The sequence below is a fragment of the Desulforhopalus glucosivorans genome, from assembly GCF_054397165.1.
Window position 1 is genome coordinate 2,275,109 of record NZ_AP044854.1, and the last position, 16,237, is coordinate 2,291,345.

The following is a 16,237-nucleotide window of genomic DNA, read 5'->3' on the forward strand; positions in this document are numbered from 1 at the left end:
CGGTTGGATGGGAGGAAATTAAAGCAATATACCTGGGAGTGTATTACAAAATCAGGGGGGAAATTAGGAGAATATTGCAAAAAGAAAACAGCCAGCTCCTGGAGTTCAAGAGCTGGCTGCTTCTGTATACTTTTACTTTATACCTTCAAAGGGCTTAAACAAAATCAACAACTGCGGCAGCAGGGTCAAGGCAGTAATTAACGCGATAAACATTGCAAGACCGGTAAAGAGACCAAAATAAATAGTAGGTAAGAAATTAGAGAGCATCAGGATCGAAAAGCCAACTATAATAATCATAGAAGTATAGTACATAGCATGCCCGATTGAGTGGTGACAGCGGTGAAGAGAAGCGTAGTAATCACCATCTATCTCAATTTCTTCCTTAAAACGATGGATATAATGGATAGTGTTATCAACCGCAATTCCAATACTGATTGCTGCGATTGTAATGGTCATCATATCCAGAGGGATATCCAACCACCCCATCATTCCCAGCACGGCACCCGCTGACAACAGATTAGGGAATAAGCCGATAAGAGCAATTTTCAGAGACCTGAACAAAACCAAAAACATGAGGAGTAAGGCGATAACCACAACTCCCAAGGTCTTAATTTGTGATGAGAACAGGCTTTGGAGCATATTGTTGTAGAGGATCATAGCTCCTGACAAGTGGACCTTATCTTCTTCCAAGCCAAGTTTATGAACGAGGTCGTACTTAATTTCCTTAAGTAGTTTGTCTCTTTGTAGGGATTTCATCGAATCTTTAATTCGTACTGAAAAACGAAGCTCATTATTCTCAAAAGAGACATACGGCTTTAATACTAACCCTTCATATTCCTCAGGTAGTTTTTGATACAGAACTCCCATATCTATACTATCCAACGACTTTCCGTCGTTAATATGACGACCTATTTTCAACAGCGTCCCAAGAGACAGTACTTTTCCAATTTCTGGTCTGTTATCAAGATAATCGTGTACTTTTTCAGCTACCTCCAGACGTTCATCCATAAACCAATACTTACCAGCAGCATCCTTTGCGCCCTCCTCTTCATCAGCAAAGAAATCGTCTTCTTCCTGAAAATCATCAAACGCTGCATCATCCTTATCATCTTCATATGTTTCAAACTGAACAATAACGTCGAGAGGTGTTGTTCCACCGAGCTTTTGATCGATGATTTTCATTCCCTGATAAATTTCTGTCGACTCCTTAAAGTAGTCAATAAAACTGTTCTCTACTCGTAACTTTGAGACCCCAACAACCGTTAAAATGGTAAAGATTAAGGTTAAGAGCAAAATTGTTTTACCGTATGACTCTGTGATTCGACCAAGAAACCCGGTGAATGAAAATGTAATATATTTATTTTGCTTGGGTAAACCCGGTTTATCCATGAGCATTGCACATGCGGGTAGCAACAAAAAGGTGAGTGCCAAGGATAGAACAATACCAAGACTCATCATGTAACCGAAGTGTATCACCGGCTTTATGTCACAAATCATGAGTGAGGTAAAACCTGCAATGGTTGTAAGAGTTGCGTACAGGCACGGTATAAATTTGGATTGAATTGTTTTTACAACCAGAGTGTGGTTATCCGCTTCTGGGAGTGTCACTTGATACTCACGAAACCGGACAACTAAATGGACTGAAATAGCCAGGGTCAAGATGAGCTGTAAAGAAATAAAATTAGATGAAATAACTGTAACGTCCCAGCCAAACGCGCCCAATATCCCCATCATTGAGATAGCAGATAAAAAACAGCAGAGCATGGGAAGTAATATCCAGCGTTTACTCTTAAAGAATATTCCCAGCATCAAGGCCAGTAGGAAAAACACACCTATGCCGAACATTTTCAGGTCATTTTTGATATAGGTGATCATATCGTCAGCTATCATGCTGACCCCGCCTAAGAAAAGCCTGCCCTTGTCACGACTACCATTCATTATAGTCCTGACGGCCTCTATATTTTCGTGTTGTTTGGTATTGAGTACAATCTGCCTGTCTCTGATCTCACTTACTATGCGGTCGTATTCAGCGGCTTCTGCAGATGAGAGTTGCCCTTCTGCCTTTTTATCGAGGAATTCATTTCTTCTGGTGGTAAGTGCAATTGAGGTTGGATCGGCCTTAAGGTTAACAATAATAGCCGTGGTCTGCATGTCTCTATCAACGAGCAGGTCGCGATAAAAGTGACTTTCAGATAGCTCAATTTTTGCCAGTTTTTTATCGATAGTTGGAGATGCCAATGAAGGAATATCGCCCTTAGCAAGATCTGTAAAAGATACCGGTGGACTTTCAAGTAGTGGAACATCTAAGATTGTGAGGACCGACTCTACCGACTCAAGCTGGTTAAACGAATCCCGTAATTTCGTTATAGTTTCAAGATTTTCTTGATCCAGCAACTCGCCCGACTTGGGAGTAAAAGCAATCAGTAGGAAGTCCTGCCCCTCATATCGTTTTGAGACTTCTCTTGCATAACGTAAATCTTGATCATTTTCCAGCAACAGCGTCTCTGTCGAGGCATCGATCCGAAAATTTCTAGCCTGGTAACCTAGCACTCCCACCATCAAAGTGAGGACCACGATTGCCAAAACGGGTTTATTAAGAACCCAAGTCGTATACCACCGAGCAAACTTCCCCGAATTATTGTCCATTATGTCCCTTCGTACTGTAATTTAAGCAAAGAATTAAACCACCAGTTTTGCCGGTGACTCGCAACTGCACAATGTATCTGATGATTCAAACTGAGTGCCTCGGTAGTTTCCTGCTACCGACTTCTAAAAAGATAAGGTCTCCAGTGAGCAGACTGCAAAGGTTAGCACATGCAATGTAGCAGTGCAATATCAAGTGATTTGATGTCCATAATATTGATCAAGAAGATGGAGGAAATCCACTAGAAATATGGAAACAAATCAACGCCTTTGACAACGGATTAGTCAGGATTTACAACATTGTCCAACTACACAACAATGAGGATACAGGTATTATGCCACAGTGTGTGATACCCAAAATATACATTGGCAAACTATACTATTGATTGTTTCCATTTTTTGGAATAGAGCCGGATAAAATATGGTATTTTCCTGAAACGGTAATACCTACCATTTGTTAAAATGTAAAACTGTTTTTAAGCTTATAAGGAATGTACATGTATAAATATCTTTTCGGACCGGTTCCCTCCAGACGTCTGGGGATTTCGTTAGGCGTTGACCTTGTTCCCCATAAAACCTGTACTCTTGATTGTATATATTGTGAATGCGGTGAAACAACCAACCTGACAATGGAGAGAAAGGAATATGTTCCAGTTGACCAGGTACTCAAGGAACTTGAAAACTACTTTAAGAATAACCCTGATCCGGACTATATAACTTTTTCAGGATCAGGAGAACCGACCCTCAATATAAAAATTGGAGAAGTCCTGGACTTCATCAAGCAAAAAAAACCACACATATCCATAGCTGTCTTAACCAACGGTACTCTTTTAGGGCTTGAAGACGTAAGAAAAGATCTATTAGGTGCCGATCTGGTCATGCCATCCCTTGATGGAGCATCCATTGCTGCGTTACACACTCTCAATCGCCCCCATGACTCCATTGACATAGAAAGCTATATTAATGGTCTTGCACTTTTTCGCTCAGAATTTACGGGAATATTTAACCTTGAAATCTTTATATTACCAGGGTGCAATGATAGTCAGGAAGAAATAGCATTGATGAAAAAGGCTATACAAAGAATCAATCCTGACCTTGTACAACTGAATACTCTTGACCGGCCTGGAGTCGTAGCTGACATCAGTACAGCAAGTCTACAGGACCTTCAAAAAATAGCAGAATTTCTTCAACCAATTAAAACAGAAATTATTGCTTCAGCTCCCCAACGAAAGGCAGTTAGCTCCTATCAGGGAGATATGGAATCAGCTATTCGGGAAACCATTACCAGACGCCCCTGCACCTTGGAAGATCTGGCCACCTTCCTGGGCACCCATATTAATGAAATTAATAAATATCTTGGGGCACTCGAAGAAGCTGGAGATATTGAGTCTGTCCGTGGGGATAGAGGAATCTTTTATCAATCCAGAAATAAATTCACTGAGTGATCAGGCCGATAAACCAGATATCCCAGATCATTTCCCCTTATATGTTGTCATTTAACGGTATAGGTTAAAATGGGAAGCATTGAATCATAGTCTGCTGTATTTATAGATAGTCTATGGTCAATGCTAAATACACATGGACTGAGTTGAATTGATCGAAGATCTCTTCTCACCCATTTTGAATAAGAAAAACGAGGAGAATGGAATGGCAACATTGCAAGAACAAGTAAGAGAGGCCGCAAGGGTTGCGGAAGAACAGAGTGTGGATGAAGATTTTAATGCAATGTCCTGGCTAGATCTTTTACTTGAAGAAAATCCTGAATCATTTGATGTCTTTTTTGATACAGCCTGGACTGATTTATCTGAAGATGAAATGATGCAAAGAAACGCCGCAATTAGAAAAGTACTTTAACCCGGCAAACAGGTAAACTATTAGTATCGCTGAACAAGTACCATGGAAATGGTGCGATATCAGTAAGTTTTCCAGCACTCAATTTTCATGCACGTAAACTGAAATCACCTTTGTCAGCAAAAGTGTAAGATAAGGTCTCTGCCTTGAGCCCAATTTCAGTTTCAAACTATCCCCTCTGGAGCTTGAAAGATTGAGTGCAGAGATATTGACTCTAATTGTGCTGATGAAAAAGATCGCCTTTGCACTATTGTGCTGGAATTATGATATTTTCAAGACAAACAGATCTGTAACTCAATGGAGGATAAACTGGAATGACAACCTACTCACCCCCAGATTATAACGTGGCTCTGGAGATTGCGTTCAGCGACTTCAGATGCATCGTCGGTGTCGGATTCGATGTGACCATTGTTCATAGCAAAAACAAGCGGCACATCCCAGGTATGTTGATCATCCCTGAGGTAAACGATTTTCCCGAGGCGTCATCAACAGCGACCGCCTGGCTGTGGTTAGACGATTGCCCCAACATGCTTGAGGGAACACGCATCAAGATTACAGTGGGTGAGCCGTGTGACCCTATGTTGTCTCCGGAGAAGCATACTGCAATGGCGAACCACACGGGCTTGGGTATAGGAGCTTTGGTGATAAGAAACTGGAACACCGAACAAGCAGATCCGAGCGATGCCTAGTACGCGCCATAACCATTTATTGCACCCAAAGATAAAATCAGATAACATTATTTAACGTACAAACATTAAGCGTTACAAGACAGTATAGTGGCTATGATGAAGGGAAAAATGTTGACTCTCTGCCAAGCTGGATTGCTACATATTCAGTTACTATCGTGCAAACTGCCTGACAATCCAACAGTAGGTTTTCTGCGTATAACCTGCTTTCGATGTACAGGAATAGTCTAAAGTTGCGGGTTTGCTTAAATGGTTAACATTGCCAATACGAGCCTCTGCCACCGCGGCAATATGCGCATCCATAACCTCTCATGGACTAAGTTCTGATATCAGGCTGCTTGTTTGATGTTAGGTTTTGAGAAAGGTCGAATTTTCAGGGTACAGTAATAAGATTCTGGTTTGAGAAAATTGAGTAATGAGAGATTGTTAAGGAAATGTATAGGAATTAAAATATCTTATATGATACTTCCTCGATCAGTATTTTTTCGACTAGATTATCAATCTGGCTTTCTAGATTTATATAATATATCGACTGATTTATTATACTTGTCTTCAATCTGCCTGATGTTATACACCCATAATATCTAGAGGCCCAAAATCAGACAGCCTTGGCACACATTAAGAGTCAGGGTTTCTGGGCCAACAGTGCATTGTTTCAGAGTACAACATTGGCGTACAATACAGTTCGCTGGATGGCCTTATTGAGCGGAGATAAAACCTTGCGCCGTTGGGAACCTGATACCACTCGAACATTTCTTGTTCGAATGGCGGCTAAATTTACCACTGGAAGTCGTCAGTGGAAGCCGACTGTCCCTGAATGCATGCTCTATAGCCAACAAAGGGGATGCCTGGGGTGGTGTCGGGGAACCCTGACTTAACCTTAACCTACCCGACACAAAAAGAGAAGTTAACAGCACAATAGAGAACGTCCACCTTGCCTATGGTAAAGTGCGCGAATGCAAGTCTACTTTTTGCGTCAGCACTGAAAATTGTCTTGATTTTAATTATCAGGAACTGAAAAACACGAGTCGTTTTCTGCTACGGAGTCAATACGTGCGACCATGTAGCACGTGCTGGCGGTCGGATTTACCTTTAACTACAAACTGCAGGATTTAGGTAGTATGTTTTCTATCTATAAATGGGGATTATTTTCTGTATTCCCTTCTGCTACAAATGGATAGGTTCACTAGCTATTTCTATCATACTTCTTATATTATTCTTAATACATCTTAATCCTAGTCAAGGAACGTAAACGAAAAAGACCTAATCACTTTTATTAAAAAAAATATGGCTGCCAAAATTAAACAACTAATAAACACAAAGAAAAAGTAAGAGGAAAATATGCCTATAATATTTTCACAAAAGGCACCAACTGATGGTTTAATTCTTATAAAATCGCATTTATCACAATCGCGAAGCATCGTATCCGACAGTGGCCTTTGTAATCTAATGGGTAAACAAGCATTACATGCAAGTGATCCTATTCAGATATGGAGTGTTGATTTGAGAGATTTACACGTAAGTCCTTTGAGTAGTGTCACTAAAAAAGGGGAATGGCGCTACCATGTTTTTGATGGTAATAATGCAATAACTGAGGTTCAATTAGGTGGCGCACCTGGCACAGATGTGTCCGCTACTTTATATGGTCCTACTACGTCGGGTATCCTCGACGCACTTGTAATCGCTGAAAAGTTACCAGAAACACAAACACAATCCTTTGAACCAAGGCTGCTTCTTATTCCCAGTATCCCTTTTTCTGGATTATGGTTACATAGTTCAAACAACGAGAGTAAGGATCTTGTGATTCCAATACCTCCAAGTTCAATATCACTTAAACCATTTAAACCTATATCATTTGCTAAATTTGATTCTGAAATTAAGGATGAAGCATTAGAAACATTAGCTAAGATTAATGCAGCTCCCGGTCCTTCAGGTGGTTCCGGTAGAGACATCTCTGCAGTTGGTTACGCCAATGCAATACCAACTATATTTAATCTCACTCCTTTAGATTTGGATGTAGTGGAGCCGATGTCCCCTGATAAAAAACTTGAAACTCGGTCTAGATTACCAGAATTCATGCAACATCAACAACAATCAAATTGGTGTTGGGCAGCAGTAGGGACATCTGTCGGGTTACTTTTTGAAACAGGTGAATGGTCTCAGTGTGATACCGCGACCAATTGTCTTTTCAATGAAGATTGTTGTAAAAAACCAAGCCATTGTGATGTATATGGATATCTTGACAGGTCTCTTACTTACGCAAAATCGTTTGATTACAGCACAGAAGATACAGCTACTTTGGATGATATAATTCAGCAGATTGAGAACCATAGGCCGGTCTGTGCACGAATAGCTTGGAATGGTGGTGGTGCACATTTTATGGCGATCACGGGCTATGATGGAAACAGTATAATAGTACAAGATTCTATATTTGGAACAACCAGCATCTTATATAACCTTTTTCCAAAGTCATACAACAGTGGTGGTATCTGGACCCATACCTTTTATTGTAAACCGTCCTGAATCATATATTTTTTCTTCGATGAAAATATGAGATGAGAATCCCCCCCCAGTTTTGTAGATATATACCTCTAATCATCAAGCAGGTTGCCTTTGTCAGTAGCTAACCTACTTGATTTTTATTTGAGACGAGACCAAATAAAGTGAAACAGTATCAATAAATTAAGAATGACAAATTTCACTTTGATTTAATCATATTTTGTCATCCTCAAACATATACGCCTATAGTCTGAGTATCTATTAAGGTCTAAAATTGTATTCTCTTCAGAATTGGCAACACTAACCCATTCAGGCATATGCCTAACGCACTCACGATACCGAGCGTTAGTTCTTGCAACACCTTTATTAGGGACACAACCAATTTCAGACCATTTGGAAGCCACCTCCTGCATATCAGAAGCACGCTCAACTTGCACATAAAAATCTTGCTGCCCTACAGCGAAAATCATATTTGGTTTTGACGCAAAAAGTTGCCACGCTGATGCAGTAGATTCCGAAACAGACTGAAAAGCAAGTTCGGAACAATTCCCATTTCCATTGTCCTCACAATTTTCAAGATAACAAACAGGAAGTTCAACAATTTTTTCGTTGGTCCTATTAGAATCATCGTTTCCAGGGAGATACAAGTTGATTACGTGAGGTCTTGTTAAATCACACCCAGAACAAATAAATACCAGAAATAAAGTAATTATAGACATATTTTTAAGCATAATCTATAGCTCCACACCTGAATTTCTAGCGTGAGTTTGGGCAAGCTCGTCAGCTTTCACAAAAGCATCATGTATAGTATCCCAATCGTCATCTAGAGCCTTGTTTGTGACCGTATGATAACCAAGAATACGAATATTTTCCTCACCATCGTCAAGAATCAGATCATGACCACGTGTTTCCACCTTCTGGCGTTCTTCGTTTCTAGTGTACCCTCCACTTCCACCAAAGTTAATGCCATATATTGATCCTGCTGCGGAGCCTCCTGCGCTAAAATCTTTTTTGTAATCATATTCCCATTTTTGAGTGTTATTGAAGGTCACTTTAAATCCGCGACATACAATCAGATGGGTGGGAACGATATGAAGAGTGCCTTCATCCCCAAGCCATCGATCAAACATTCTAAGATTTCTTAATATGATGGGATTCTTGAAAATGTTTGGGGTGTACCAGGTACCTGCCTCGAAAGGTATGGCCATTAGAGATTTAACGCTGATAGTCATTTTTGTCGTAGTCTTGAACTCATCTTCTATGGTTGTGCTCGATTCAGCTCGACTTCTCAACTTAAATGGGCCATATGATACTCTACCAGAGTAATTCCAATCTGTTGTTATTTTTGAACTTGCTTCGCTTTCCTTCGTTATATCTGAACTCAGGCTACCTAAGGTGGAGTCTGTGATAGTCTTAACTGCTACAGTAGGTAACATCATGTATGTGTTAATAAAGAGATTTGAATCATGAGCCGGTAGACTAGCAAAATAGGTAACATTAAATTTAGCACTCTCTTCTGGAGGATAAGTGTTATCCTCAAATCGAGGATAACGCATAGTAGAGGCTGGACTCACTGCTTTTTTATATGCATCAAGTAGCGCTTTGTGGTCTGGGTTTTCGTATTGCCTATCACGTATAGCTATTTGTAATGCAACTTTTAAAGTTTGGTCCTCTCGCAATTGCTTTAAAGTGTAGCTGTCTGCTTGCCCCTGGAGCCAATGTGTTTGTAATGTTATGTTGGCTCTGTCTGTCCCAGTGGCATCACAGTGGGCGATCCACTTCTTCAATAGCCGTGTGGAAATGCGATATTCTTTCTCAGAGAGATTTTCAATCTCTACTTCTAGTTTGTCAAGTTCCTCAAGATCATCTTCATCAAGCTCCTCAATTTCCACTAATTTTAGTGCTTTTGAAAGTAAACCTCTATATTCATCCGAGAGTTTTGTCCCTATCTGAAGACCTCCACTCAAGGTGTCCGTTACAGGTTTTGGTTCTAAAGCTACATTAAAAGCGAGGTTTAAGTGACCGCGAGAAAACCACTCGTAATCCTCTGCATTAATGTCAAGCGGGATGGATGTAGCTTGAATTTGGTATTTTCCACCACTCGATATTTCACCAAGAGCATTTTTGATAATAGAATAAAAGTGGTCTATCGATAGTGTCCAATTTTTTAAAACATCTACTTCTTGAATTGATGACATTTGTGTTCTCCTTTAATTATTCAGAAATAAAAGATGATCAAAATAATTTGTCGAAAAAGAACTAAACAAAGCAGGATGGGCCTAGGATGTCTTGATGTCATCTTGATAAGATGACAAACGAGAGATAAATAATTCCTTTAAACGTTGCCCCATCTAAAAGTAACCTTTTCTCTTTATTCAACAAAAACCCTAATTACATTTTGTAGATGTAGGTCAAGAGGCGTAAAGCCGTTAGTTACGCCAGAAAAGTAGCTTCTAACAGTCTCATATTCTAAAAAGCTACTTGAGGAACGACCATACTGATAGCCTCTTGACAGCACACCCTACTGATACATTGTGGTACTGTAAAGAGGGTATTGATACTAGTTTTTCACATAGGTATCAATACCTACAGGGGGAGGTGTTGTGTTTTGACAGAGCTCAGATAAATGCTAGGTTATCGCTCTCAAATCAAAGTTTTTGTTACAAAAGTGGTGCTGCCTTAACCAATAATTGCCACGATAAGCCTTAAGGTGCTGAGCAATTGGCCAAAGTTTACATGTTTCCTGTATCTCTTGAAGCATGCCTCTATGCAAAGTTGCTCCATTTTGAGCAAACCCGATGCACGATACTACTTTCTTATCAACGTCTGTTTCAAACTCGCAGCCACCTATTTGGGTAGATATACTTTCAAGAACAAGGCTTTCATTTACTCAACTTACAAGTACAGGTATCTCTTATCGATTTTGACTGATTAGTTCAAACAAATTTTCTTCAAGATGATGCCTAAATGCTCAGGGAGGAATCCTGCAAAACACGGCGTATTAACCGTAATAGCTACATCTACAATTCAGTATACAATCGTTTGACGACCTCTTTGCCATGCTTTTTTTCAAGCTTTCGCATTATGAAGTGTCCCCTTGCCATATCTTGAAAATGATCCATAAATATAGTGTTAATTATCGCTCCTCCAGCAGCACCAATTGCAGGTATAGATTGAGCGGCTGCCTTTTCTGTGACTTGAATACTAAAGCGTTTCGCAATCAGAGATATTAACCTGATTAATACCGGCGCACCTTCGTCGGTTAAGGTTTTACTTACAAGAAACTCTGAAGCATCAGCGAGTGATTTTGAAAGTGTTGCACGAACCGCGTAATAGCCACTTTCGGCTCCGTCATCCAACTGACTGTTTCCGCCAAGGGCGAAAACCTCAAGGCATGCCAGCTTAGTCTCAATAGTTGAGATGGATTCACCTTCGCTCCTTGCAACATCAGCTATTGAACGCAGCATTATTGACGTTGATATTGGCAGTTCTATGGCTATTGCAGAAATCCCGAAAAATCCACCAACACCACCGCTAACAGCCGCACCTAATTTGTGCCAAATGTTAGACGACGCTTCACCAGGAATATCTTTCATTGTGAATATTGCGGCTTCTGAAGCCTTAAGCAGAGCAGTCTGGGTTACGTCGCCTATGCTCTTATTCCAATTATCTGGTAATAACCCCAAACCTTTTTCAATTGGAGTCCCTATAAAACTCGTTATTTTAGAGGCAATACCAGGATTTTCTAAAAGTTTTTTTGCAACCTGAAGTTCTCTTCTATCTTGATTTGGGAAACTTGATGTCATATGAAACTCCTTGATTAATCCCCATTATGCCACATCCACAGTCGAGAATTTCGTCATTGTGCATGACTCTCGCCCCAGTTAGCAATACGCGAAGCCAAACGTCCCCAACCAGTATCATTCCTGTTTATTCGGTGACCATTTGCGAGAAGATTCCTGTGAGCTATACCACCTTCTGTAAAACAGAAAAGGTATGCTTCAATATCCTCTGGGTCATTCTGTCCATCTCCATTCAAGGTAACAATAAGGACGAACAGTGCAGCTTGCACGCCGGTCCTTAAAGCACCACTTTGTCCATATTGTCGAGTCACAGATTAAGGAAACATGAAGAATAGCCAAACTCAAATTGAAGTACTTTATAAAATTTTGGTACCTGACATAAAAATTACGGCTGCATGCACAATAACGTATTATAGCTTTACTAGAAGGTTCTCTCTAGAAAGGATAAACTTTAGACTGGATTCTTAGGCGAAGTGTATTGAGTAGCAAAAAATTACAAATGGCACGGGAGCACAATGCTTGCTCTGCGTGAAGCTCGCCCCTATGCAAAATCGGATAAAATCACCTGAAAATCGAGGGACACTTGGAACTTTTTCCGGAGTATTTACTCCGAGTATCCTGACCATTCTCGGCATTATTCTTTTTTTTACGTCTCGGCTATGTTGTCGGTAGCACCGATTTAATGCATGCCCTCATCATAATCGCACTGGCCAATGTGATTTCTGTTCTAACAACCTTCTCACTTGCCGCCATTGCCACTAATCTTAAAGTTAAGGGCGGCGGCGATTATTACCTGATATCAAGGACCCTTGGGTTTGAATATGGTGGTGCCCAGAAGGTGCGGCATCGTTCTGGATAATTTTTGCTGTGTTTTTTCCAGCTGTTACCGGATTCACTCAGGGAGTTAAACAATATCGAAGTGATGTCTTCACAAAGGTTATTTCAAGCCAACACTATCCTCGTGAACTGGATCGATGAGCCTGACAGTGACAACAGAAATCGGCTACTTCGCTATGGACAATACTTGCAGCATGGCCATAGAATTGGTTGTCATATTATTATTCTTTCCACTTCCCAGGAATCCTGGGATGCAATGGATAATCAACATAATGAAGACAGGCGTATCAACGTTTGGTGGCGCGGTAATGCCTCCAGCAGGCTGATGCTGTTGCTTGCTTATCTCACCACACGTGACGAGAAATGGCATGACGCAAAAATCAGGGTTCTTGCAGTGAACTATTCGAAACAGTCAGAGGAAAACCTTGCAGATCTCGTGAATCTCATTGCCGAGGCGCGCATAGATGCTGAGCCAGTTCTCGTTGATATAGCGAATAAGTCACAGCTCATCAGCTATTCGTTTGATGCCGCATTAACCCTTATGCCTTTTGATCTGCGTGATCACGAACCAAGAGATATTTTCGGATATACTTTGGGGGATGCAGGAGGCAGGGTTAGACAAGATAGGTATTAGCGAGACGTCTGATCAGGATCGAAAGGGGCAATTATTGATTCAATACTGACATGTAGTGTGGTCATAAAAAGAGGCCTTGTCCGCCACTCTGTTTTATTTCACAATATCTTTGTGGAAGACAACGCAGTCATTGAAAACTCAATAATATTCCGAGAGTCAACGCCAGAACAGACGACTGTTCATTTGGCTAACTCAATTTAATAGTTTTTATAGTCCGGTGCTTCATAACAATAAAATATATAATTCAGATGAAAATCCTTTTTAAAAGGGGATAGACATGGAACGAAAAACAGTGAGCAGCCCATCTGGGAAAACTACCGAGTGGACATATCGATTATTGCCATTTTTACTCTGGTGGCCTCATGTTACCAGGAAAACAGTCCAAGCTGACGTGGTTGCCGGACTTACGGGGGCTGTTGTAGCTCTCCCCCAGGGGGTTGCTTTTGCTACTATTGCTGGAATGCCTCCTGAATACGGTCTCTATACGGGAATGATTCCTGCAATTATTGCTGCACTGTTTGGCTCTTCGTGGTTATTGGTTTCAGGACCAACGACTGCCGCTTCTATTGTATTGTTTTCTTCCTTAAGCCTGCATGCAACTCCAGGGAGCCCGGAATACGTCCAGCTTGCCCTCACCCTGACCCTGATGGTTGGATTGATTCAACTGAGTATGGGCCTGGTTCGTTTTGGTTCTCTGGTTAATTTTATATCACATTCAGTTATTGTCGGATTTACTGCTGGCGCTGCTTTTTTGATTATTGCCAGCCAGTTAAAGCATTTTTTTGGACTGATCTATCCAAGGGCTGTTCATTTTCAAGACTCGATCTATAACTTCACAATACATATAAAAGAAATTAATCCATACACCACTGCTGTTGGCATTTTCACAATTATTACTGGAATACTGGTAAAAAAATACCGCCCGAATTGGCCATATATGATTGTCTCGATGTTGGTAGGTAGTGCTGTCGCGGCGTTCATCATTTCTTTTGTGGGTAGAGAAACTGCAGTTATTGCCACAGTCGGCTCCCTACCGGCAACACTGCCTCCGCTTTCAATGCCTCATCTGACGATGAGCAATATCAAGCTCCTGGCTCCCACAGCTCTGGCAATGACACTCTTTGCCTTGACTGAAGCTGTATCAATAGCAAGATCTCTTGCAGACAAAACCGACCAGAATCTTGATGGTAACCAAGAATTCATTGGCCAGGGGCTCTCTAATATCATTGGTCCTTTTTTCAGTGGATATGTGGCCACCGGTTCTTTTAACAGGAGCGGTATGAACTATGAGTCAGGTGCTAAAACTCCTCTTGCTGCGATATTTGCTGGTATTCTGCTGATCGTAGCTGTTCTCTTTATAGCTCCGTTGGCGACATATCTGCCAAACTCCGCGATGGCTGCAATTTTGTTTCTCGTTGCCTGGAAATTGATTGATCCCCATCACATCATGAAAATAGTCAAGACCAGTAAAACCGAGACTGTGATCCTGGGCTCAACCTTCCTGGCGACACTGTTTCTAGAACTCCAGTTTGCCATCATGCTTGGTATTATGCTGTCACTGGCAATTTACCTCAACAGGACATCCCACCCTAAAACCTTGGTACGGGTACCCGATTCCCGCCAGAAATCGAGGGCCTTTGTCACCGACCCAATGCTGCCTGAATGCCCGCAACTCAAAATCGTCCGAATCGACGGCTCACTCTATTTTGGGGCAGTCAACCATGTCAGAGCCAATCTGCAGCAGCTCATGCATGCAAAACATGAACAAAGAAACCTTCTGCTCATTGGAAGCGGAATTAACTTTATTGATATGGCAGGTGCCGAACTACTACTTCAGCTTGTAAAAGAGAGAGAAGCGGCAGGTGGACATCTCTATTTCTACGACATGAAAGAAGGGATTTGTAGTCATTTTAAATTTTTAGAATATCTTCTCGATATTGGTACCGATAATATTTTCCTCTCGAAAGCGGAGGCTATTTCTGAAATATTTACGCGCCTTGATAGATCTATATGCAACGATTGTACTTCTAAAATTTTCATAGAGTGCACAACGATTCCGATTGATAGCCTTACCGAAAATATACACCAAGAAAATAATATACTAAGAGAAAGTCCCAAGTTATCTACCTGAAGGAACTCTTTTTTAGCGGAAGGTCGATTTTAAAAGAGGTAAAAGGAGGACATCATGTCATCTGAAATATTACGCGAAATTCGTATCAATCCGATTATTCCAGCAGAGTCGGTTTTGATTGCAACAGCAAGAGGCAACAGACCGCTTGAAAAACTCACAACTTCTTTTATGGATCGTCGTGAGATTGTACCAGAATGTCAGTTTTGTCGCGGCAATGAGCATCTTACTCCTGCAGCTATCTTGAATCTTCCTGATGAAGAACATTGGCAGATAAGGATAGTCCGGAACCTCTATCCTGTCTTTGGTGATGAACATAGCCTGCCTGACATTAACCTGGGTATCCATCATGTCATTGACGGCTACGGTCAACACGAGGTCGTTATAGATCATTCCAATCACGGTATAGAAGTTTGTTCAATGGAGTTATCTCATATTGCCTCACTTTTTGGCATCTATCGGGACAGAATGAAAAGACTCTATGACTCAGATGAAAGCCATAAATATGTGTTGGTTTTTAAAAATTTTGGCCCAGCCTCAGGAGGCAGCATTGCCCACACCCATAGTCAGATAGTTGCTATGCCGGTGATTCCCTTTAACGTTGAAATGGAAATTACCAGCAGTCTGAGATATTTTCGGGAACATAAATCGTGTATCTTTTGTTCTCTGATGGATGAGTCATTAACCTATGAGACCACTGTTTATGATCGACTATCTGGTCCACTCAATCGCAGGATAGAGGTTAGTAGATATATTGTTGAGAAAGGAGATAGTTTTGTGGCCATTAAACCTTTTGCCAGCAGATATCCATGGGAACTTCATATTCTGCCACTCTGCCATAGCCACGATTACCGAACAATAACAGATCTTGAATGCTTTGACCTGGCGCGTGTCTTACGCCGGGTAATGTTGCGGTTACGAACGATACTTGGCGATGTGCAGTATAACTATTTTCTCCATTCAGCCCCCGCTCATCTGCAACACCAGGAGTGCCAAGCCAGTTTTCATTGGCACCTGGAGATTTGCCCAAGAACTTCAGTTCCCAATGGGTTTGAACTTGGATCAGGTCTGGCAATTAATACGGTTAGCCCAGAAATAGCAGCTGAAAAGATACGTTCAGTAGAATTATAAGAAATGCAGACTTCATCATTGGATG

General features: G+C 41.1%; 12 protein-coding genes and 2 pseudogenes. 9 read left to right on the top strand and 5 right to left on the bottom strand.

Annotation, left to right across the window (positions count from 1 at the left end; translation table 11 throughout):
* Positions 1 to 132: 132 nt before the first annotated feature.
* Positions 133 to 2,646 carry an efflux RND transporter permease subunit gene (locus ACX6CI_RS09795; RefSeq protein WP_458777982.1) on the bottom strand — a complete coding sequence of 838 codons (2,514 nt, stop codon included), beginning with the start codon at positions 2,644 to 2,646 and terminating at the stop codon, positions 133 to 135.
* A 494-nt stretch (positions 2,647 to 3,140) separates the two neighbouring features.
* Here ACX6CI_RS09795 and ACX6CI_RS09800 point away from each other — a divergent pair, with 494 nt between their 5' ends.
* The 4 genes from ACX6CI_RS09800 (at position 3,141) to ACX6CI_RS09815 (ending at position 7,703) form a co-directional block, all read left to right on the top strand.
* The gene (locus ACX6CI_RS09800) at positions 3,141 to 4,088 is read left to right on the top strand and encodes a radical SAM protein (RefSeq protein ID WP_458777983.1); all 948 of its coding nucleotides are present in this window, start codon (positions 3,141 to 3,143) and stop codon (positions 4,086 to 4,088) included.
* A gap of 202 nt (positions 4,089 to 4,290) precedes the next feature.
* Positions 4,291 to 4,497 carry a hypothetical protein gene (locus tag ACX6CI_RS09805; RefSeq protein ID WP_458777984.1) on the top strand — a complete coding sequence of 69 codons (207 nt, stop codon included), beginning with the start codon at positions 4,291 to 4,293 and terminating at the stop codon, positions 4,495 to 4,497.
* Positions 4,498 to 4,808: 311 nt separating this feature from the next.
* The gene (locus ACX6CI_RS09810; RefSeq protein WP_458777985.1) at positions 4,809 to 5,183 is read left to right on the top strand and encodes a hypothetical protein; all 375 of its coding nucleotides are present in this window, start codon (positions 4,809 to 4,811) and stop codon (positions 5,181 to 5,183) included.
* A gap of 1,338 nt (positions 5,184 to 6,521) precedes the next feature.
* Positions 6,522 to 7,703, top strand: a complete 1,182-nt coding sequence (locus tag ACX6CI_RS09815; protein WP_458777986.1) for a papain-like cysteine protease family protein — start codon at positions 6,522 to 6,524, stop codon at positions 7,701 to 7,703.
* A 185-nt stretch (positions 7,704 to 7,888) separates the two neighbouring features.
* On the opposite strand, the gene ACX6CI_RS09820 is transcribed toward ACX6CI_RS09815, so the two are convergent.
* The 4 genes from ACX6CI_RS09820 to ACX6CI_RS09835 all read right to left on the bottom strand — a co-directional run bounded on the left by ACX6CI_RS09820 (position 7,889) and on the right by ACX6CI_RS09835 (position 11,751).
* Entirely contained in the window at positions 7,889 to 8,410 is a 522-nt protein-coding gene (locus ACX6CI_RS09820) for a hypothetical protein (RefSeq protein WP_458777987.1), read from the bottom strand.
* Between the two features lie 3 nt (positions 8,411 to 8,413).
* On the bottom strand, positions 8,414 to 9,877 hold the full coding sequence (locus tag ACX6CI_RS09825; protein ID WP_458777988.1) for a hypothetical protein: 1,464 nt from the start codon (positions 9,875 to 9,877) through the stop codon (positions 8,414 to 8,416).
* 822 nt (positions 9,878 to 10,699) lie between these two features.
* Complete coding sequence (locus ACX6CI_RS09830) at positions 10,700 to 11,485, bottom strand: EcsC family protein (protein WP_458777989.1); 786 nt, start codon at positions 11,483 to 11,485, stop codon at positions 10,700 to 10,702.
* A 53-nt stretch (positions 11,486 to 11,538) separates the two neighbouring features.
* Positions 11,539 to 11,751, bottom strand: coding sequence for a hypothetical protein (locus ACX6CI_RS09835; protein ID WP_458777990.1), 213 nt, complete (start codon positions 11,749 to 11,751; stop codon positions 11,539 to 11,541).
* Between the two features lie 274 nt (positions 11,752 to 12,025).
* Here ACX6CI_RS09835 and ACX6CI_RS09840 point away from each other — a divergent pair.
* From ACX6CI_RS09840 to ACX6CI_RS09860, 5 genes and pseudogenes are all read left to right on the top strand, one after another.
* Positions 12,026 to 12,314: pseudogene (locus ACX6CI_RS09840) on the top strand (amino acid permease); the annotation flags it as partial.
* Positions 12,315 to 12,404: 90 nt separating this feature from the next.
* The gene (locus ACX6CI_RS09845) at positions 12,405 to 12,953 is read left to right on the top strand and encodes a hypothetical protein (protein ID WP_458778456.1); all 549 of its coding nucleotides are present in this window, start codon (positions 12,405 to 12,407) and stop codon (positions 12,951 to 12,953) included.
* A gap of 27 nt (positions 12,954 to 12,980) precedes the next feature.
* Positions 12,981 to 13,154 (top strand): annotated as a pseudogene (locus ACX6CI_RS09850) (GlgC family sugar phosphate nucleotidyltransferase); the annotation flags it as partial.
* Positions 13,155 to 13,230: 76 nt separating this feature from the next.
* Positions 13,231 to 15,084: a SulP family inorganic anion transporter gene (locus ACX6CI_RS09855; protein ID WP_458777991.1), complete on the top strand. Its 1,854-nt coding sequence runs from the start codon at positions 13,231 to 13,233 to the stop codon at positions 15,082 to 15,084.
* Positions 15,085 to 15,138: 54 nt separating this feature from the next.
* Complete coding sequence (locus ACX6CI_RS09860) at positions 15,139 to 16,212, top strand: galactose-1-phosphate uridylyltransferase (protein ID WP_458777992.1); 1,074 nt, start codon at positions 15,139 to 15,141, stop codon at positions 16,210 to 16,212.
* Positions 16,213 to 16,237: the final 25 nt, after the last annotated feature.

Coding starts and splice junctions, on each gene's coding strand:
- ACX6CI_RS09845 (WP_458778456.1), top strand. CDS start 12,405: ATGTCTTCACAAAGGTTATTTCAAGCCAACACTATCCTCGTGAACTGG.
- ACX6CI_RS09855 (WP_458777991.1), top strand. CDS start 13,231: ATGGAACGAAAAACAGTGAGCAGCCCATCTGGGAAAACTACCGAGTGG.
- ACX6CI_RS09810 (WP_458777985.1), top strand. CDS start 4,809: ATGACAACCTACTCACCCCCAGATTATAACGTGGCTCTGGAGATTGCG.
- ACX6CI_RS09815 (WP_458777986.1), top strand. CDS start 6,522: ATGCCTATAATATTTTCACAAAAGGCACCAACTGATGGTTTAATTCTT.
- ACX6CI_RS09830 (WP_458777989.1), bottom strand. CDS start 11,485: ATGACATCAAGTTTCCCAAATCAAGATAGAAGAGAACTTCAGGTTGCA.
- ACX6CI_RS09820 (WP_458777987.1), bottom strand. CDS start 8,410: ATGCTTAAAAATATGTCTATAATTACTTTATTTCTGGTATTTATTTGT.
- ACX6CI_RS09805 (WP_458777984.1), top strand. CDS start 4,291: ATGGCAACATTGCAAGAACAAGTAAGAGAGGCCGCAAGGGTTGCGGAA.
- ACX6CI_RS09860 (WP_458777992.1), top strand. CDS start 15,139: ATGTCATCTGAAATATTACGCGAAATTCGTATCAATCCGATTATTCCA.
- ACX6CI_RS09825 (WP_458777988.1), bottom strand. CDS start 9,877: ATGTCATCAATTCAAGAAGTAGATGTTTTAAAAAATTGGACACTATCG.
- ACX6CI_RS09795 (WP_458777982.1), bottom strand. CDS start 2,646: ATGGACAATAATTCGGGGAAGTTTGCTCGGTGGTATACGACTTGGGTT.
- ACX6CI_RS09800 (WP_458777983.1), top strand. CDS start 3,141: ATGTATAAATATCTTTTCGGACCGGTTCCCTCCAGACGTCTGGGGATT.